The organism is Aneurinibacillus danicus (assembly GCF_007991215.1).
In the GTDB taxonomy this organism is placed as follows: Bacteria; Bacillota; Bacilli; order Aneurinibacillales; family Aneurinibacillaceae; genus Aneurinibacillus; species Aneurinibacillus danicus.
On sequence record NZ_BJXX01000153.1, the window covers coordinates 1 to 18,572 of the forward strand.

At 41.3% G+C, this 18,572-nt stretch carries 20 protein-coding genes, 1 pseudogene and 2 CRISPR repeat arrays; of the genes and pseudogenes, 12 read left to right on the forward strand and 9 right to left on the reverse strand.

Going from position 1 to position 18,572, the window contains the following annotated elements; translation table 11 throughout:
• The first annotated feature begins 36 nt into the window (after positions 1-36).
• Positions 37-1,645: direct repeats of the CRISPR family, unit length 29 nt; unit sequence GTTTTATCTGAACGTAGTGGGATATAAAG.
• Between the two features lie 19 nt (positions 1,646-1,664).
• A pseudogene (locus tag ADA01nite_RS23110) lies at positions 1,665-1,931 on the reverse strand (N-acetylmuramoyl-L-alanine amidase family protein); the annotation flags it as partial.
• Complete coding sequence (locus ADA01nite_RS16310) at positions 1,924-2,310, reverse strand: hypothetical protein (RefSeq protein ID WP_146811336.1); 387 nt, start codon at positions 2,308-2,310, stop codon at positions 1,924-1,926. The pseudogene ADA01nite_RS23110 and the gene ADA01nite_RS16310, both read right to left, overlap by 8 nt.
• 225 nt (positions 2,311-2,535) lie before the next feature.
• Here ADA01nite_RS16310 and ADA01nite_RS16315 point away from each other — a divergent pair, with 225 nt between their 5' ends.
• The 3 genes from ADA01nite_RS16315 (at position 2,536) to ADA01nite_RS16325 (ending at position 4,010) form a co-directional block, all read left to right on the forward strand.
• On the forward strand, positions 2,536-3,165 hold the full coding sequence (locus ADA01nite_RS16315) for a sigma-70 family RNA polymerase sigma factor (protein ID WP_170230333.1): 630 nt from the start codon (positions 2,536-2,538) through the stop codon (positions 3,163-3,165).
• Complete coding sequence (locus ADA01nite_RS16320) at positions 3,149-3,406, forward strand: helix-turn-helix domain-containing protein (protein WP_170230334.1); 258 nt, start codon at positions 3,149-3,151, stop codon at positions 3,404-3,406. The genes ADA01nite_RS16315 and ADA01nite_RS16320 overlap by 17 nt, the downstream gene beginning before the upstream one ends.
• A gap of 166 nt (positions 3,407-3,572) precedes the next feature.
• Positions 3,573-4,010: a hypothetical protein gene (locus ADA01nite_RS16325; protein ID WP_146811339.1), complete on the forward strand. Its 438-nt coding sequence runs from the start codon at positions 3,573-3,575 to the stop codon at positions 4,008-4,010.
• A 26-nt stretch (positions 4,011-4,036) separates the two neighbouring features.
• Here the strand turns inward: ADA01nite_RS16325 and ADA01nite_RS16330 are convergent, their stop codons facing one another.
• From ADA01nite_RS16330 to ADA01nite_RS16345, 5 genes are all read right to left on the reverse strand, one after another.
• Positions 4,037-4,225 (reverse strand): hypothetical protein, encoded by a 189-nt coding sequence (locus ADA01nite_RS16330; RefSeq protein WP_146811340.1) that lies wholly within the window; start codon positions 4,223-4,225, stop codon positions 4,037-4,039.
• Between the two features lie 1,086 nt (positions 4,226-5,311).
• On the reverse strand, positions 5,312-5,434 hold the full coding sequence (locus ADA01nite_RS22665) for a hypothetical protein (protein ID WP_246147382.1): 123 nt from the start codon (positions 5,432-5,434) through the stop codon (positions 5,312-5,314).
• 51 nt (positions 5,435-5,485) lie between these two features.
• The gene (locus ADA01nite_RS22670) at positions 5,486-5,764 is read right to left on the reverse strand and encodes a hypothetical protein (protein WP_246147383.1); all 279 of its coding nucleotides are present in this window, start codon (positions 5,762-5,764) and stop codon (positions 5,486-5,488) included.
• A 109-nt stretch (positions 5,765-5,873) separates the two neighbouring features.
• Positions 5,874-6,500, reverse strand: a complete 627-nt coding sequence (locus ADA01nite_RS16340) for a hypothetical protein (RefSeq protein ID WP_146811341.1) — start codon at positions 6,498-6,500, stop codon at positions 5,874-5,876.
• Positions 6,501-6,597: 97 nt separating this feature from the next.
• The gene (locus tag ADA01nite_RS16345; RefSeq protein ID WP_146811342.1) at positions 6,598-6,804 is read right to left on the reverse strand and encodes a hypothetical protein; all 207 of its coding nucleotides are present in this window, start codon (positions 6,802-6,804) and stop codon (positions 6,598-6,600) included.
• Positions 6,805-7,530: 726 nt separating this feature from the next.
• On the opposite strand from ADA01nite_RS16345, the gene ADA01nite_RS16350 reads away from it, so the two are divergent.
• Positions 7,531-7,899, forward strand: coding sequence for an MmcQ/YjbR family DNA-binding protein (locus tag ADA01nite_RS16350; RefSeq protein WP_146811343.1), 369 nt, complete (start codon positions 7,531-7,533; stop codon positions 7,897-7,899).
• 264 nt (positions 7,900-8,163) lie between these two features.
• Here the strand turns inward: ADA01nite_RS16350 and ADA01nite_RS23115 are convergent, their stop codons facing one another.
• The gene (locus ADA01nite_RS23115) at positions 8,164-8,517 is read right to left on the reverse strand and encodes a hypothetical protein (RefSeq protein WP_146811353.1); all 354 of its coding nucleotides are present in this window, start codon (positions 8,515-8,517) and stop codon (positions 8,164-8,166) included.
• Positions 8,518-8,541: 24 nt separating this feature from the next.
• Positions 8,542-8,745, reverse strand: coding sequence for a hypothetical protein (locus ADA01nite_RS16365; RefSeq protein ID WP_146811344.1), 204 nt, complete (start codon positions 8,743-8,745; stop codon positions 8,542-8,544).
• 149 nt (positions 8,746-8,894) lie between these two features.
• Here ADA01nite_RS16365 and cas6 point away from each other — a divergent pair, with 149 nt between their 5' ends.
• From cas6 to cas2, 8 genes are read left to right on the forward strand one after another with little or no spacing between them, the layout of a single operon-like run.
• Positions 8,895-9,620, forward strand: a complete 726-nt coding sequence (gene cas6 / locus ADA01nite_RS16370) for a CRISPR-associated endoribonuclease Cas6 (protein WP_146811345.1) — start codon at positions 8,895-8,897, stop codon at positions 9,618-9,620.
• A gap of 7 nt (positions 9,621-9,627) precedes the next feature.
• The gene (gene cas8a1, locus ADA01nite_RS16375) at positions 9,628-11,454 is read left to right on the forward strand and encodes a type I-B CRISPR-associated protein Cas8b1/Cst1 (RefSeq protein ID WP_146811346.1); all 1,827 of its coding nucleotides are present in this window, start codon (positions 9,628-9,630) and stop codon (positions 11,452-11,454) included.
• Positions 11,451-12,341, forward strand: coding sequence for a type I-B CRISPR-associated protein Cas7/Cst2/DevR (cas7i, locus tag ADA01nite_RS16380; RefSeq protein WP_146811347.1), 891 nt, complete (start codon positions 11,451-11,453; stop codon positions 12,339-12,341). Before cas8a1 ends, cas7i begins: the two co-directional genes overlap by 4 nt.
• Positions 12,342-12,344: 3 nt before the next feature.
• Entirely contained in the window at positions 12,345-13,061 is a 717-nt protein-coding gene (gene cas5b / locus ADA01nite_RS16385; protein ID WP_146811348.1) for a type I-B CRISPR-associated protein Cas5b, read from the forward strand.
• A gap of 16 nt (positions 13,062-13,077) precedes the next feature.
• Positions 13,078-15,276, forward strand: coding sequence for a CRISPR-associated helicase Cas3' (gene cas3 / locus ADA01nite_RS16390; protein ID WP_146811349.1), 2,199 nt, complete (start codon positions 13,078-13,080; stop codon positions 15,274-15,276).
• Between the two features lie 12 nt (positions 15,277-15,288).
• A complete protein-coding gene (cas4, locus tag ADA01nite_RS16395) occupies positions 15,289-15,804 on the forward strand; it encodes a CRISPR-associated protein Cas4 (RefSeq protein WP_146811350.1) in 516 nt (171 codons plus the stop codon).
• Positions 15,798-16,781, forward strand: coding sequence for a type I-B CRISPR-associated endonuclease Cas1b (gene cas1b / locus ADA01nite_RS16400; RefSeq protein ID WP_146811351.1), 984 nt, complete (start codon positions 15,798-15,800; stop codon positions 16,779-16,781). The genes cas4 and cas1b overlap by 7 nt, the downstream gene beginning before the upstream one ends.
• A gap of 3 nt (positions 16,782-16,784) precedes the next feature.
• A complete protein-coding gene (gene cas2, locus ADA01nite_RS16405) occupies positions 16,785-17,048 on the forward strand; it encodes a CRISPR-associated endonuclease Cas2 (protein WP_146811352.1) in 264 nt (87 codons plus the stop codon).
• Between the two features lie 208 nt (positions 17,049-17,256).
• Positions 17,257-18,458: a CRISPR direct-repeat array (repeat unit 29 nt; unit sequence GTTTTATATGAACGTAGTGGGATATAAAG).
• Positions 18,459-18,572: the final 114 nt, after the last annotated feature.

Genomic DNA, 18,572 nt, shown 5'->3' on the forward strand with positions numbered 1-18,572 from the left:
TTGATATGCTTTGGGAAAACATCATTATTATATATAGTTTTATCTGAACGTAGTGGGATATAAAGACGGAGAATAGCGGGGAGTTGCGTTTCATGCGCGAGGTTTTATCTGAACGTAGTGGGATATAAAGGTGGTTTCGGGTACTCCAGATAAGCGATATCTCCCGGAGTTTTATCTGAACGTAGTGGGATATAAAGCGTTTCATGATGTGGCAGGACATGAAAAAAATGCAGTTTTATCTGAACGTAGTGGGATATAAAGTTTTAATTATCGTCGGCTTGAAAGTCGCATTGACCGTTTTATCTGAACGTAGTGGGATATAAAGAAAGACCTTTTGGATGAAGATGAGGGGAGTGAGGATGGTTTTATCTGAACGTAGTGGGATATAAAGTGAGCAGAGAGGAACGGAACCGTAGAAGGCGAGAAGTTTTATCTGAACGTAGTGGGATATAAAGTTCGCACAGGCAAAGCACCTGAACCTACTCGCAAAGGGTTTTATCTGAACGTAGTGGGATATAAAGACGCGAAGCCGGTTTCAGTCCAAAAGAAGCGGATAGAGTTTTATCTGAACGTAGTGGGATATAAAGTGGACTTGGTGGTGAGATTTTTCTAGCCGGACTGTAGTTTTATCTGAACGTAGTGGGATATAAAGAAGATTGTCATAGTTGACGAGGCTATGTTCTCTGTAGAGTTTTATCTGAACGTAGTGGGATATAAAGACGTGTTTTTCTTTCAATCGTCATATCCGGCGCAACTGTTTTATCTGAACGTAGTGGGATATAAAGATGTTCATGGATTTGAAGTAGCCGGCATGGATTTTCGTTTTATCTGAACGTAGTGGGATATAAAGGAAGAAGAAACACCAATCTCTTTCGCAATATCACGGTTTTATCTGAACGTAGTGGGATATAAAGACACTTGCCGCAAAGATGGTCCATAGACTTGTCCAACTGTTTTATCTGAACGTAGTGGGATATAAAGACGCTTCCTCATCAAAGATTTCAGCACTACTCGTATTGTTTTATCTGAACGTAGTGGGATATAAAGTAGTTAAATACGATTTAAATGGTGTGCTTCGATACTTGTTTTATCTGAACGTAGTGGGATATAAAGGTGAATTTTTAGACCGGCCAGCTTTGTCACGTCTTCGGTTTTATCTGAACGTAGTGGGATATAAAGCCGTGACATCATCAAGGAAATTCGCAAGTTGAAGGAGTTTTATCTGAACGTAGTGGGATATAAAGGATCACCGTAATGACATAGCAAAATAAGGTTTACAAGCGTTTTATCTGAACGTAGTGGGATATAAAGATAGTAGACGCGCCACCGGATGTTCCTCCTGCTCCTCCTGTTTTATCTGAACGTAGTGGGATATAAAGCTTCCTCAGAAAAAGAGCCACCGCTTGCGTACGTCTCTGTTTTATCTGAACGTAGTGGGATATAAAGATGTATTGAAGCAAGCGCTGAGTCACTTTCCTCTTGCGTTTTATCTGAACGTAGTGGGATATAAAGGCGATTACCCAGTGAATGCCTTCGAGATTTAAATTGTTCGTTTTATCTGAACGTAGTGGGATATAAAGGAGTTCCGATCCTCTCAGAAAATCAAGCATTCAATAGTTTTATCTGAACGTAGTGGGATATAAAGTACCTCCGCCTGCATTCATATGAAATTCAACCATGAATTCGGCTCCAGATTCATTCACTTTCATAACACGATTCTCTAAATCCTCCCTTTTATTTTGAGAAAGGTCTTTTGCGTTAGATAACGAGGTAGCTGCTGTACGAGTAAGCACGACGATAACATGGTGACGTTCCAATACTGGTTGTACCTTCCGAACTATCTGCATAACAATCTCATATTCTTTTACAAAACCGCAAGCGCCAGGATCAGGCAGCCCATGTCCGGCCCCTAACGCGACGATTTTATTCATGGCCGGTTCCTTTCTTCAAATAGGTAATCTCCAAGCGGGCCTCTTTTACGCTCAACTCCAAGGCGGAAAGAATCCCCTGTACTTTTTCTATGGTTCTCGACATTTCTGTTTGGGCTTGCGTGGTTTTTTCCAGATGTTCGAGAAGTTTTTTCTCCCGTTCCTGGCTCTCCTTTCTATAATCAAGGTTAATTTCTAACAAATCCCGTTCTCTTTTTTCGTGCATCTCTATAATCTTCTGTTCTCTTTCGTCATTTTCTTTTAGTAGGTTTTTATACAACCATACGCCCGCTGCAGCAGCAGCCAAAAACAAGAAAATAAAGAGAATGCCGAAAACATATTGGGATTCAGCTACCCGCTGAACCGCTGTCATATCAGGCATACTACCCCTCCTTTTTGTTATGAGTCCCATTGGAACGAGTTGCTGTGTTTATAGGGCCAATGGATTCTCTATCACATAAAGAGGAATTCGTAATACCTATGGAAACCTATTTCTTTACTTCCTGGAATGTAATAAAATAGTAATATAAACAAGAACATAAGTTCCTATTTGCGGTTGCTGTTTTTACAGAAAATTCCTCTTTGTATAATAAAAGGAGGATGATTGGTGTTGTGTTTTTCTTCTTTTAAATACAGTCCAAGCATTCAAAAATTTATCTCCAAGCACTCCAAGTCGTTTTCAAATCCTGTATTAAAGAACTTTCTAAAAGAGGAGGCACATCTTACTCTTTTTATACAGGCGGTTACTTCACCGACCAGAGAAAACCAAAAAGCATTGGATCACGCTTTTAAAAAATTTTATCAACGCATTCGCATTATCAATTTTCTTTCGACCATTCTTTACTATGGGGCCATTGATTACGACAAGAAAAATCGCAAACATAATCAGCGATACGCCCTCATCCTGGACAAGCCGATTGGAATATCTTCAGAGGACGCGGGTGTTACGATGGTTGATTTGATTGCATCACCTGATGCGGAGATGGATGACCTAATCAGCAGCAAACATGACACCTTAGAAGAAAACATAAGCCGGTCTTCATTAATAAAAGCCCTACGAACCCTTACGGATAAGGAAAAAGAAATACTAGACCTTGCTTATCTTCATGATATGAGCGACCGATCGATTGCTCGGAAAGTGGGCCTGTCTCACCAAGCCATAGGGAAAACAAGAAAGAAAGCTCTCAGCAAAATTCGCAGCTATATAGGAGGAAATAAGGGTGTATACAACGATTGATCTACCGGAATTAGTCAAGGAAGCGCAGACGGACAATAAGGAGTCCCTGGCTCGTGTCATTGAGGCGTTTAGGCCAAAGCTACAGGCCTCTTTATATCAAACCTCTGTACAGGAACGCGAGGACTTAGCCCAGGAATTAAGCGTAAAACTCATCGAGGCGATTCAGCATTATAATTTGGAATCAACTCCCGGCTTTTATGATTTTTTGAATCAAATAGAAGGAAGGGACCGGCGCTCTTGAGGAACGCTATTATTTTTAATTTTTTTGCAAAGGGTTGCCAAAAGGACAGCTTACTTCTCTTTTATATACAGGAAAACGAAACAAGGGGAAATGGATAGGGATGGTCCTTTTCCCCCCTGCATCCCTTTCGTCTCCTCAATACAAACAAAATTAGGAGGCTTCTACTATGGCTGAATTTGTATCGGTAAATTGCATGGGGTACGCGGTGGAAATGGCATTCGAATTTGGATTTATCCGTATCAAAAATGGCTATAACTTAAAATGGCTGTTGAATCGGAACCCTACTAATGCCTTGGAAATTGCTCGTATTGCAAAGGCACAGTATCGATCGCGCCTGGGTTACTCTTTCCTTGTAAGTGACTTATCCCTGGCAATTGAAATTGTTGGACACGTCGTTCCAGGCGAAGTAGCAGATGTAGCGCTGGATTATGAATCTGTCCTACCAGACGGAATTGTGGAGGCTTGCCGAAGCATTTCTTCTCGAACATCCGTCATTGATTCCGGACAAAGCACTGCAACCGATAGCAACCGCTGGATCTGGGATGCATTGGCAGCTACGGTTGGTTCCATCGTTCTAAGCCTTGTTACTGTACCAAAGCCGTAATTCATCAAAAAGAAAAGTCCAGCCTCTTAGTGAGGTTGGACTTTTTGTTTGCGTAGATTCCAGCTTAATTTTAAGAAGAATGCCAGACCAATCAGAACTGTGACAAGCAAACCTAACGAATCGCTATACACCAGCAGCTCTACATCTGTATAGGTTAGTGTCATATACAGCGATTTGGCCCAATATGCCAAACTTATAAACAATACGCTTACCATGATATACAACTTCAAACCATTATTTTTCTTAAAATTAACTACGAAATATCCAGCAAAAAGAACAAAGACGACAGCGGAGAACTTAATGAAAAATTCAAAATCAGTCTGTGTAACAGCTACAGGTATATCCGATGCAATTAAAATTCGATACATAATATGTGCTGCCAATAACAACAGGAGTACCGCAAATACAACCCAATCAACAATTTTTCCAGCAAAACGAATGAACTGAAGAATGATACTTACCTCCTTGAATAAAGAAATTGCGTCATTGCATGACTATATTTTACTTTTATGGAATTTTATCATTGCCTGCAGGTTATTACAAGTTATTTCCAGACTATATTTGAAAGACACCAATAGAACCATATTTCGCAATCTACATACATTCCGCAGCAACTCAACCATTATACTTGATACCAATGCAGGGCCTCTTCCAATTTCTTTGGTCCGATTACGCAGCGTTTCGGAAACTCATTGAGAAAGCGCTCATGCAACTCGTCACGAAACTTTAGATTCTCATAATACTTCTCTACAACGGCAGCTATCTGGTTCTAATCCATAAGGCTCAATTCGTGATTACCAAAATCTGTAAGACGCATACTGCTATCCAGCCACGCAATGATACGTTCGACAGAATATCCACAAAAGACAGCTTATAAGCTAACGTGTGGAATGACGATGCGGGTAAGTCAGTTCAATAGCCTTTTTCTTCTCTCTCTTTTCTTGCTACCATTGTACAAATGCGGGCGTAAAAAAAGACCGCTCACAAGCGGCCAGTGAAAAGTATTACCTATTGGAAATCTGCTCGTGCAGTCTACTATAGCGATAAAGTGGGAAAAGGATAGTTGCGCTGAGAATTGAGAATAAAAGGGCGGTCCCTAGATCTGTTGAAAAATGTATGCCAAAAAATAATGATGCGAAGAATAAAAACATACGCTCCATCCAAGTTAGCTTCAGTTTCTTCATTTCTATCCTCATCTCCTTTGTAGTTTGTTCTCTATACGCAAAAAACGTATAAAAGATGCAGGTTTTAGAATCTTGATAAAAGAACTTTCACCAAATAAATACCACTAAATTGCCCTCTCACGATTTACCGTACTTTCTTCCCGTTACTCCAGAGTCGCTCCATTTCACAGAGCCATCCGTCTTCCAGTATTCCGTTCCCTGGCCGTGCCGTTTGCCGTTCAGCCATTCTCCTTCATACACTTTCTTACCATCTTCGTACTCAACGCCAAAACCATTTCGTTTGCCCTCCAGTCAGGACCCTTCATAGATGAGCTGTCCGTCATTGGTAAACTCTTTTGCCTGCTCGCTCTCCGGTTGGCCGGACTCATTGACTGTACCAACGTAGTACGTGCTTTCAACCCCATTCTTATCCTTGAGCGGAACCCGCTTCTCCTCGCTTGCTGTGGATTGGGTAGCTGCTGGTGCGTTAGCGTCCTTGGATTGGGCCGGTTCCTGATCGTTACAGCCGGTCATCAACAAAAGGGAAAGCGCAGCTACACCTAACGCCATATTTAACCGATTCTTTTTCATAGAAATATCCCCTCTTTCTCTAGACTATGGCCTCTTATACTATTTATCGGCATTTCTGGCTTTCCCTTCTGTTGTTCATACACTACTCACGAAGAATACATGGCGGCTGTTACTTCTCTTTTTTGATAAGAGATAACAGTTGTCTACCTATTTTATTGAATAATGTGCTGGTATGGGTTTCCACAACCATGCGATTGACCTGTTCTTCTCTGAGATAAATCTCGCTGACAATTTCTTTTGTGGTTCCATTGATACGGGTATGTTCTTGAAGCCGTTCTACTGCAAGAGAAAGCGGCATTTGTATCCAGGCGTATATATCTGCAAACGAGGGATACAGCCATGGTTCTTCTTTGTCTGGAATCTTATGCTCCACCCAATATTCCTCTATGATTTTTTGCTTGCCGTCTGGCCTCACATTGCGTACAAATACTAGCTCATCTGCTGGAAGATAGCCAATGTTTCTCTTATGGCCGACACGGTAGCATAATTCCCCGTCTTGATTGATTTGCTTTTCGTCAAAGCCGTCCAGAAAGCAGAAGCAGCCGCGCATCTCATCAGACTGATACGCGTTCATATTCGCCTTAGTAGCCCTCACTTCTTGAGCCAGGTTCGTAATTACAATGTCCGTAAAATCACCGTGATGCGAATAAACGCCAATGGTCTTATACGGCCTGCAAAGGAAGCCTTCGTTTGCTATCCGAATAATTTTAACTAAAGTTTGTGTTTGATTTTTCATAAGTCTTACCACCTCCTTTTTTGTAGTAAACGACCTTTCATATACAAAAAAGAACGGAAAGTCTCCGTTCTCTGAGGTAGCATGGTAATACAGTTCTTTAATAATCGAAATCCAAGGGGTCTATATTGTTAGCTGCCATCCAATTTTCCGTTTCTGCCCGTGCTATCATTTCTTGCTCTTGTTCTATCTCTATTCGCTCTTGTTCACTCCACTCCTCATCTTTGTATACCGGTTGATTATTTGGATTATAAGGAAGAGTCCCTTTTCCATCGCATTTATAGCAAAACCCATTATCAATATGCATGTATTGCTCCAGTATACCCGCTCCAAGACATTTATCTCATTCGTACCGTTTCATCTTTAAAAACTCCTTCGTAACTAGAATTAATCTTCTTATAATAAATTATATGTTTTATATGAACGTAGTGGGATATAAAGAAGTCTTTGAGTAAATTTATGCAATAACCTGTCACCAGTTTTATATGAACGTAGTGGGGTATAAAGATGACACGACAAACGACAGGTCCTGCATGCGTAACGGATTCGGCGTTCGTAAAATCCCTAGCAATGTTCTTACATTGCATCACTCCACAGTCACCGCCGCTTCTAACACATTTCTCCCACTCTAATAGTTCTGCCCCGTTAGTGGTAATAACGAAAATGTGTGCATGAACTTTGTTAGATCGTTATCATCTAGCAATCGTGTCAATTCACGTCATGCGAGCTAGGACTCCTTCCGTTCTGCGCCTATTAGACCACGGCTCTCATCGTTCATTCAGCGCACTCAGAGCTACGTCATTGATACAGGAGTTGACGCCATCTCTCAAGGAAAGTGGAGCATATTTTCCTTGGCATTAGCGTACAATTTTCTCGTTTTTAAAAATTCCAGCAAAATATCCTGTTTTTTGTCCTGCTTTCTATCCTGTATTTTGTCGGGTTTTTGTCGGCAAAATATAGTTGCAATGGAATTTGAAATGCTCAATAGTAAATATCAGGATAATAGACTAATGAGAGAGGCAGGAATCAAATTATGGATTTGCATACTGTTCGTACCTATTGCTTGGAGAAAAAAGGAGCTATCGAAGATTTTCCGTTTGGTGGGGATATACATGTGTTCAAGATATGTGGAAAAATGTTCGCTCTTCTTTCCAACCGGGATGGAATCCTGCATATCAGTCTAAAATGCGAGCCAGAAGTCTGTGAGATTTTACGCGAACAGTACCCTGCTATTAAGCCTGGCTACCATCTAAATAAACGCCACTGGAACACCATCGAAGCGGACGGCAGTATTCCGACCGAAGAGATTTTCGGTATGATTGACCGTTCCTATCAGTTGGTTTTTAAGGGGTTAAAAAAGGCTGAAAGAGAGCGAATTACCAACTCGTTGAGAATAAAATAAAAAGCGCTCATATGATTCCGAGCGCCGTGGCAATTTGGGAGATAGCCCCCTTCTTTTTCGCATAATACTGATCCTTTGTCAGTCCCATATCAAAATAAAGAACGTAATGTCCTTTGTTTTATCTGAACGTAATGGGATATAAAGTTTTAAGTTCATCCTGCAGCAAGTCAATTTTTCTAAGGGTTTTATAAACTTTGAGCAAAAGGTAGGAGGATGCCCGGATTTGTCATGATTTCTTCAGAAATTTAAGGAGGAATACTTATATTATTGAGAGAATAATAGCAAAAGGTAAGTCTTAACTGTAATTGCTCCGCCACCTACTGGAGAATTGGTGCGTATATGTAGATGGTTGTGATATTTTAAAAAGATTTGTAACGACGAGCATTTCATATTCGTGAATTCTACAACACGATGCCGAAGTTTGAAACGTTTTTGCGGGGTGCTTAACTGACAAGTGAAGTCTCCTATAATCGTAGGGTTCACTGGCTTCCAGCGTCGTAACGCTTTTTTTCGAGACGAAGCTACATTCATCTTTAACCGAATCACAAACGGCTGCTTATTTTCTACAAAGATATCTATACGTTTCGCTTGAAAATAAGCACGGTCAGCTACGAGAATAGATCCCGTGTCTAGAACATAGAACTATCGTGTCGTCGTCCTGTTGTTTCGATCACTTTCTTCGGCATCAGGGGCTTCCAGAAGCGCAACATGAAGCTTTATTCCTGATCGTTTCCCATGATACGGTGCCCAAGGAGGACGTGATTCACCTGCGTAGCCATGAAGGGCTGCAATTTTTTGCACGTCCTCTTCAGAAACGAGGTGTTCCAGCACATGAAGAAGTTTCATATGAGGTCGCCTCTTTTCGTAAATAGTTTGTGGTAATGTACAAACTACTTTCCCGAAAAAGGGGTCTCTTTTTCGTGTTTTCGCTTGCTTTTTTTGGTTAATTAACATCTGTGAAGTCACGATATATTTGTAGAGGGAGGTGTAAAAGGATGAGAATAGCTTTTTCTTTTAAAACTGAAGTGATTCCCATTTCCTATCGAATGATGATTGTTTCTTTGATTAAGGAATGCCTTCGTCAGTCTAATGAAGACTATTATCGCAGACTTTATGAAAGTGAGCGCCAAACAGCAAAGCCGTTTACTTTTGCCCCATACTTAAAAAACTTTCGCTTCATAGAAGATGAAATCCATCTTGATGAACTGGTACTTACCTTCAGTTCTCCGGATTTTGAATTCATGTTCCATTTCTATAACGGCTTGCAGAAAGTGCCTCGTTTTCAGTACAAACAGTACGAACTCATTCGTGGACGTGTTTGGATGCTACCGGAGAAAACGATTCATAGCCGTTCTATTATCGTAAAGACACAGTCACCGCTTCTAATCGAAGACGAAAAGCAGAAGTCGATTGCACCTGACCATCCTGAGTTTGCGAAGCATTTTGCGTATATGGCGGATGTGATTTTACGTGAATACAGAGGAAGAGGATTGCAAGAGTCTTTGAGTGTCACGCCGCTTACGATGCGAAAAAAGGTCATTAAAGAATCTAATCATGTATTCACAGAAACACATGGTTTGAATCGCTATCTTTATTTCACAGCTTATCAGGGGCAATTACAGTTGGAAGGAAATCCGGAAGATTTGCATTTATTGTATCAACTTGGATGTGGAAAACGCAGATCGCAAGGGATGGGTTTTATAGATATAGTAAGAGGGTGAGAGAAGTATGGTACTGCGCCTTTATGCAAGTGATTGGCTGATGTCGATGGCGTTGGTCGGGTTGCAGCGATTGTATACATACGGTGAAACAAACAACATAATTCCTGACGAACACAGGGGGACTGTTCGTGAGACAGACAGTGGGCTGGAAATAGAGCCTGTTGCGTTAGAATATCTTCCTCAAATCTTTTTTTCCTATCTTATTGATGAATATAGTATTGCTGAAAGAGACTACAAACGATTGCAGAACAATCTAGAATACGGAAAAAATAAAGATCGTTTCTCAGATGCTTTTGCATCTATTAAGAAAACGATTACCGACTCCACTAAGAAAATCCTCAAATATTTTGCAGACACTCCAGCAGAAACTGCTTTGCAGGACATCCAGAATCGCCTCAAGGAAATAAAACACCACGACCAACTAGAACAATTGCAAGCATGCATCCATGATTATTATAACGTAGTAAAACAGAAAGAGATTAACGACAAGCTGACATTGAATTATTTCAAGTCCGTTATCTTGTCTCCGTTCTTCGGACAGCCCTCTTTTCTTAATGTAGCCAAAAACAGTCTCGATTTATCAGGGCATATTGATTTATTTTATAAAGATTATGTGTTACCTGTACAAAATGATATTCAGCTATTAGAGGTTATTGATAAGACAGAAACAGGAGAGGATGTGCTGGCATTTCTTGATGAGCATGCGGATTACCCGCCGTTTCGTACATTGAAAAAGGCATGGAAGAAAAGAGACATTACGTTTATCCGAAACTATATAAAAGAAGAAATTCCAGAATGTACATTGGTTTTGGGACAGCCTTCCTTTCAAAATTTCGAAGAGATGATATTTTCACCGCTGGGGGTATCCAGTAAGAATGCAGCCAACTTCTTCTGGGATTTAGAGCAAAACCGTTCTTTGCCTATTTCTTCACTGGCAAAGTTGGTGCTCTTTTGTGTACCGCTGGGTGCGACGATGTATTACCGGAAAGACGGGTTTGATGAGCAGGGCGAGGTGCGACTGTATGCGGGATTTGTTCATACAGATGAAAAGTTTAAAGAAGTTTTTCGGAAAAATGAGCATTTTAAACAGTTGAAAAAACAGTCAGAGTCATTTGGGAAGATTGTTAGCCGTTTGGTTCGAGGCGTTAGAAAAGAAAGTGAATATATTATGCAGCACCTGTTTTTTCTTGAAATGTCGGCTAATTACCAAAGTAAACGGACGTTGCTTGATTACTATCATATTCCACATTATTTGGCAAAATATTTTCAGGAGTACGGGGACAAATTGGAATATATTTCGCCGTACGAATATCGGGAGCATTTTATTCGAAGTGCTTTACAGGGAATTGATACGAAGCACGTTATCTTTAAGTACCTGCGGCATGTCATCAAAAATGGTGGTTCCGGGCTTGGTGTATACATTGCGGTAAGAGAACGGCATAGAATCGGATGCTATAAGAGAGGAGAGAAGGATATGAAAAAGCAGGATAATCGGGTCGCGGCATTTTTTAATAGTGGACGTGACATCCGCAAAGCATTTGAGCAAGCGGGAAAAGCGCGGGAAAGCGAAGACACATACAGTGCGAGTGCAGGAAAGAAAGTGACCGGAATTGCATATCGCCTGTTGAATGCAACGAAAGCGGGCAATAAAGACAGCTTTATGGATACGCTGTTGCGCGTGTATATGTCAGTAGACAAGCCGGTGCCGGCTGTATTCTTACATGCGATGCATGAGCGGGAGATGGATTTTGCGACAGCGGCTAACGCATTTATTGCGGGAATGTTATCAAGTGAAAATGAAAAACAAAAAGATGGGGAGGAAGTAAGCGCATGACACGGGCTTTAACGATGACCATTGTGTTTGAGGGGAATTCATTGAATTACGGAGAAGGCATTGCTAACATTTCTGAGTTGAAAAAGCTTCATCGTTCCAATGGGGAAGTATATTCATTCGCTTCACGCCAGAGTCTTCGTTATGATATGGTACGGTTGGGTAACGAGTGGTATGGTTGGAATCTTGATACGGTAGCCAAAGAAAAGGGCGGCGTTGTTCAGTTCCGTAAAGATGTTACAATTGTCGATTCAGTCGAGATGGATTTATTTGGTTACCTAAAAACGTCACAAAAGTCAGAAAAGCGTCCGGCAGTCGTACGCTTGAGCCACGCAATCTCGCTTGAACCGTACAGAGGGGATTTAGAGTTTTTGAATAATATGGGACTTGCAAGCCGGATTGATCAAATGCCGAATCTGGCTAATATTGAACAGCACGCCAGTCTATATACATATACGGTAACAGCCGATTTAAGCCGTGTCGGGGTTGATGGCGAAGTAGAATTGCCTAATGAACAAAAAGCGGAGCGGATACAGCAGTTTTTAGAAATCTTGAAGTTTTTGAATCGCGATATTCGCGGTCGTCAGGAAAGCCTTGCTCCTCTGTTCGTTATCGGCGGCGTATATAAGGCGGCTAATCCATTTTTTCTTGGCAAAGTGCAGTTGAAACAAACCAGTGGAAAGTGGGAGATTGATATAGCGCCACTGGAATCAACAATGGAGCAAACATTTGCCGGAGAACCAGTTGGCGAACGAACGCGTATTGGTATGGTATCCAGCATGTTCGGCAATGAAGAGGAATATCAGACAACATTCGGCAATCGGGTAATGTCCATTGAGGCGTTCTTTCAGCATATTCAACAAGAAGTTGCAGCGTTTTATGGAGTGTAGCCGATGAAAGCATTGCGGTTGAAACTATATCAAGAAACGGCGTGTTATAAAAAGCCGCTGGCGTTTAAAGTAGGGGAAACGTATCCGCTACCGCCATATGCGACGGTGAAGGGCATGCTGCATGCGATGCTGGGAGCAAATGAGTTTATCCCGATGCGTCTCAGCATCCAGGGAACATACGAAGCAAAGATGGTCGATTATCAAGCGCACTATTTTTTTAAGAAAACAGATGTAGCCGAGTTTCCACTTGTACTGGACGGATTAGCGGCGAAACCGTATGAATATGAGCACATGACCCAGATGCCGCTCTATATGCATCTTCTGTACGGTGTACAGTTATTAATTCATGTGGAAGCAGCACCGGAAATGTTGGACGCTATTGTCGAGGCTATCGAAAACGGAAATACCCACTGGAGTCTGGGGCGCTGGGAAGACCTGGTGCGGATTGATGAGTATGAGCTAGTGGAAGTGAAAGAAATAGAGAAACGTATTCGCTTAAACTATAATGCCTATATTTTGCGGGATGTGCTCAACTCGTTGGAGACGGAGCTAAATGCTGTACCGTATCAGTTGAACTGGAAGTATGAGATCAAAAACGGGATTCGCCGCTGGGAGAAAATTGATGTTGGTTATGTATTGGCGGTTTCAGGTCTTGAATTTGATGCTGATGATGATGTGTTACAGGACAAGGACGGTAACCTCGTTTTTTATAATTTGTAAGTAGAGGTGATGGGCATTGTTTTATGCCAAAACCAGGCCTGTCCAGACAATCCGTGAGCATACGGATTGTCTGGTAACCGAATTAGAACGGTTGAAAAGCACGTATGGTTCTCGTTTTGTTCACATGGATGAACGTATGTGGGAATTATTGCGTTTGGCAGTAGAGTATCATGATGTAGGTAAAGCATGGCCCGGTTTTCAAAATCGGTTGCGTAAACAGTTAGGGGAGAAGGAGTTTCCAAATACTATTACATATTCTGTGCCGCATAACTATTTGTCGGTTGGAATGCTTCCTGTTAAGAAATATAAGCTGACAAAAGAAGAAAGTCGCTTGTTAATTCACGCTGTAGGGTATCATCACGAACGGAGTGAACTACCGGATAAAGAGAAAATTGAGGAAGTTCTAGAGAATGGGATGCGCCCATATCTCACAGAATTAATTGATCATATGAAATTGGACATTCCGGAAACATTTTCATACAAGTCTGTCGCCCGATTGTCCAAGCGATACAGTCAGTTGGACGATGAGTTTTATAAATATGTGCTGCTTAAAGGGCTTGTGCATCGTATAGACCATGCGGCTTCGGCAGGTGTTGATATCGAATTACATGCGGATAAGCATATCGGAGCGCAGGTAACCGCGTATATGGAGCGGAAAGGATATGCGAAAAACGAGTTGCAGCAGTTTGCAGAAGCAAATACAGATAAAAGTATTATTGTTATTGCACAGACCGGAATGGGGAAAACAGAAGCTGCATTGCTGTGGATTAATGAAGATAAAGGATTTTTTACCCTCCCATTGCGCGTCAGCATTAATGCGATTTATGATCGCATCCTTAGCCCACAGGAAATTAACTATCATCCAGAAGCACTGGGTCTGCTTCATTCCACCAGCAATGATTACTTTCAGGAAAAAGAAGAGCGGGATGAGAAATGGGAGGACATTTACCGTCATTCGCGTCACTTATCGTCCAAGTTATTGTTGACGACAATAGATCAGATTTTGAAGTTTCCGTTTGGTTATCGCGGATTTGAAAAAGAACTGGCCGCCATGGCAAACGCCAAAGTGGTGATTGACGAAATTCAAGCATATGAGCCAAAAATTGCTGCGATGCTTATTAAAGCACTGGAAATGATTCATAAAATCGGGGGCAAATTCATGGTGATGACCGCGACGTTGCCTACTATTTATCTGGACGAGCTTAAAAAGCGTAATATTATTACGGAGAGCGATGTAGGGAAGTTCATTAATCAAGATATTACCCGGCATCGAATTTGTTTGCGCCAACAGGGAATTACCGAGGTAGCGGAAGAAATTATCGAACAGGCAAAAGACGCACAGGTGCTGGTTATTGTTAATACGGTGCGCCGGGCGGTAGAGATGTATGAACAACTGAGGAAAGTTGATTCCGAAGCTAACGTGTATTTGTTACATTCGCAATTTACACGGGAAGACAGGAAACTGCTGGAAGAAGAAATTAAATCGTTTAACAAGCCTAAAGCAGGTGAACCGCGGAGGAGTGGAATCTGGATTACGACGCAGCTGGTAGAAGCAAGCCTTGATATTGATTTCGATTATCTATACACAGAAATTTCAACGCTGGATAGCTTTTTTCAACGGTTAGGGCGGTGCTATCGGAATGGTAAGCGCAGTCCTGTTCAACCAAATGTACATGTGTTTACAGAAGATGTGGCAGGTCTTGGATACATATATGATGCTGATCTTGTGCAGAAAGGATTGGCTTTGCTTCAGCCGTATCAGGATCATATTCTTGATGAACAGGCGAAGGTGGAAATGGTGAGACATTTGTACAGTCGGGAGAGTTTAGCGAATACCGCATTTTTAAAAGAATTTGAGGAAGCGCTTCATGAGTTTGATTTTTTAGATTTTTATGAGGTAACAGGACAGGAAGCCCAAAAGAAGCTACGAGATATTCAAACGTTACAGGTTATTCCACGAGATTTATATGATGAGATTTCTGATTTGTTTGACCAATATCGTAATTGCAAAAGTAACTGGAAAGAACAGCGGAACATCAGGCGAAGAATCGAAGCAAAGACGGTTGGGGTTTATCGTTTTCAAGCGAAGGATAAAATCTCACCGATTGATGGGTTCGATGATATTTTCATTCTTAATTGTCAATATGAGTTTGATCGGGATGGAAAGTGTGGACGCGGTGTGTTGAGTGATCAGCCACTATCGATGTTTTCGTAAGGAGTGGAATTTATGACGGAAGCAGGTATTAGTGGAATCCAGATACACTACTATAGTGTGTGCCAGCGAAAGCTGTGGCTCTTTTCTAAAGGGATTACGATGGAACAGGCCAACGACAGGGTTATGGAAGGGAAAATGCTGCATGAACGTGCCTATCCGCAACTCGAACAGAAGGAAATTCTTATTGATGACACTTTTAAAATTGATGCGTTTGACGGAGAATACGTTCGCGAAGTGAAAATTTCCAGCAAAATGGACGAAGCGGATCGAATGCAGATGTTGTATTACCTGTATCAGTTAAAGCAGCGCGGTGTTGAAAAGAAAGGTCTTATTAGTTATACGAAAGAGCGAGATACAGAAGTTGTTGAACTAACAGAAGCCGGGGAAGCAAAAGTGATTGAAGCATTAGCTGATATTAAGCGTATTTTGCAGCGGCCCAGACCGCCTGGTTTAAAAAAGCTGCGGTACTGTTCGAAATGTGCATACTATGAATTCTGTTTTGCAATGGAGCGGGATGAAGAATGTTAAAAGACCACTATATTTTTTCAACCGGGAGATTGCAGCGTAAGGATAACACATTATATTTTGTTGACGGAGAAGGAAAGAAAAAATCATTGCCGATCGAACAAATTGAAAACCTGCATATTTTTGGACAGGTGGACGTAAATTCGGCATTGTTTAACATACTGGCGCAATATGGGGTGCGGCTTCATTTCTACAATTATTATGGATATTATACGGGTACGTTTTACCCACGGGCACAGAACGTGTCTGGCTATACGGTTATTCAACAGAGCGCCCATTATTTGAACCGGGACAAGCGGTTGTATCTTGCTAGAAGCTTTTTGTATGGAGGAATTCATCATATGCTGCGCAATTTGCGCCGACATAAGGAGAAAACGGAAGACATTGTACAAGCAATTGAAACAGAAGCTGCCAAACTGGAGGATACGGCGAAGATTCCGGAAGTAATGGGGATTGAGGGGCGTATTCGGCAGGAGTATTATCAGGCATTTAATGTGATGCTGAAGCCGGAGTTTGCATTTGAAAAGCGAACGAAGCGCCCGCCTGCTGATCCGTTGAATGCGTTAATTTCGTTTGGAAATAGTCGAATGTATACCGAGATTTTGTCGGAAATGTATAAGACGATGTTGGATCCTACCGTTAGCTTTCTTCATGAGCCTTCCAGCAAGCGTTTCTCGCTAAGTCTGGATTTAGCTGAAATTTTTAAGCCGTTATTGGTAGATACAGTGATTACTTCGCTGATTAATAATCGGGCAATTACGCTTAAGCATTTTGATGAGATGGAAGGCATTGTGTTCCTGAATGAAGAAGGGCGAAAGAAGTTTGTGGCTGAATGGGAAAAGAAGTTGGGAACAACCGTGCAACATCGGACATTGAAAAGGAAAGTGTCATATCGCTATTTCATCAGACTGGAGTGCTATAAGCTGATTAAGCATTTTATCGGAGATACTTTGTATAAACCGCTAAAGGCATGGTGGTAGAAGATGTTTGTAATTGTGACATACGATGTGGGTGAGAAGCGGGTACACAAGGTATGCAAGAAGTTGAAACAATATTTGATGTGGACGCAGAATTCGGTGTTTGAAGGCGAAATTACAAAGGGAAAGTTGGTGAAGTGTCTGACGGAACTGGAGAAGATAATGGATAAGCGGGAAGACTCGATTTATGTGTATGAGGTGCAAAATCCAAATAATATCGTGAAGCGGGTGTATGGACAGGAGAAAAGTTTTGAAGAGATGTTCTTGTAGTAGGTAGGGGAAGTTTTAAGGTGATTTGCAGTGAACCTAATTTTGGATAAAGTGAGCATGAGGCCTTATATCGCAAGGATTTTGGACTTTTTTTCTATGAGGTTAAAAATAGAATTACTGGCTTACTGCAAAAAGCTGATTTTTGATTGGCTTTTTAGGTGATAAAAGTCTTGATAAACTAAGGGTTTTCGCTGTTTTGTTTTTAGGGGTTTTATATGAACGTAGTGGGATATAAAGTTGGCTCTCTCTTTTGTTCTCGTCTTTGTTACTGTCGTTTTATATGAACGTAGTGGGATATAAAGCGATGCGCTCGATGGACATCTGGCATTCGCCAATCTGTTTTATATGAACGTAGTGGGATATAAAGGTGATCGTGTCTTTGGCGATCACGATGATCGAGGACGTTTTATATGAACGTAGTGGGATATAAAGTGATACGCAAGGGATTAAGCGCTTTTTTGTTTGTACGTTTTATATGAACGTAGTGGGATATAAAGTTCTGCGCCCTTGGCCATGAACGCATTGAAGGTAGGGTTTTATATGAACGTAGTGGGATATAAAGCAGCCAAGGAGCTGCGCGAAGCCGTCAAGAGCGGCGTTTTATATGAACGTAGTGGGATATAAAGTCGGCAGCGGCAAAAAAATTCGTGGCAGACGGCATCGGTTTTATATGAACGTAGTGGGATATAAAGTATGATCGTAAGTCGGATTTTCCTGGAGCACGTTCTAAGTTTTATATGAACGTAGTGGGATATAAAGAGACATGAGTACTCTATTCGTGATTTGTTCATAGCTCGTTTTATATGAACGTAGTGGGATATAAAGGAGCACATAAAAGATCAATTTACGTCATTTGTATCTGGTTTTATATGAACGTAGTGGGATATAAAGCAAAAACGAAAGTTATTATTGCGCTACCGAGTAAAGGTTTTATATGAACGTAGTGGGATATAAAGTTGGAATATCCCTCCAACTATTCATTACGTCCATTAGTTTTATATGAACGTAGTGGGATATAAAGTGAAGCTTTTTCGTGCTTTCAAGATGCGTTTCAGCGTTTTATATGAACGTAGTGGGATATAAAGGGGGGAAATTGGCGATCACATAGCCACCTTTCCCCGTTTTATATGAACGTAGTGGGATATAAAGGGGTAGCAAGTAAGTACGATACCATGCGTATCTTCAGTTTTATATGAACGTAGTGGGATATAAAGTTTGTTCTTGGGCATAGGTTCGGGTGTCATGCTGTAGTTTTATATGAACGTAGTGGGATATAAAGCGGCACGGTAAGTCGATGACGGTCACTGAGACGTTTGTTTTATATGAACGTAGTGGGATATAAAGTTGACTTTTTCCAAGTCTTCGGCGTCTATCTTAACCCGTTTTATATGAACGTAGTGGGATCACTAGCGTTGCATAAAAACTGAAAGAGATTTTAACTGATAATTCATACAATTATTTTTAACCAGTTGACAAAAAACGAGAAGTCTAATGAAAAGGTCGTTTCTGTCCACTTGGTAAATG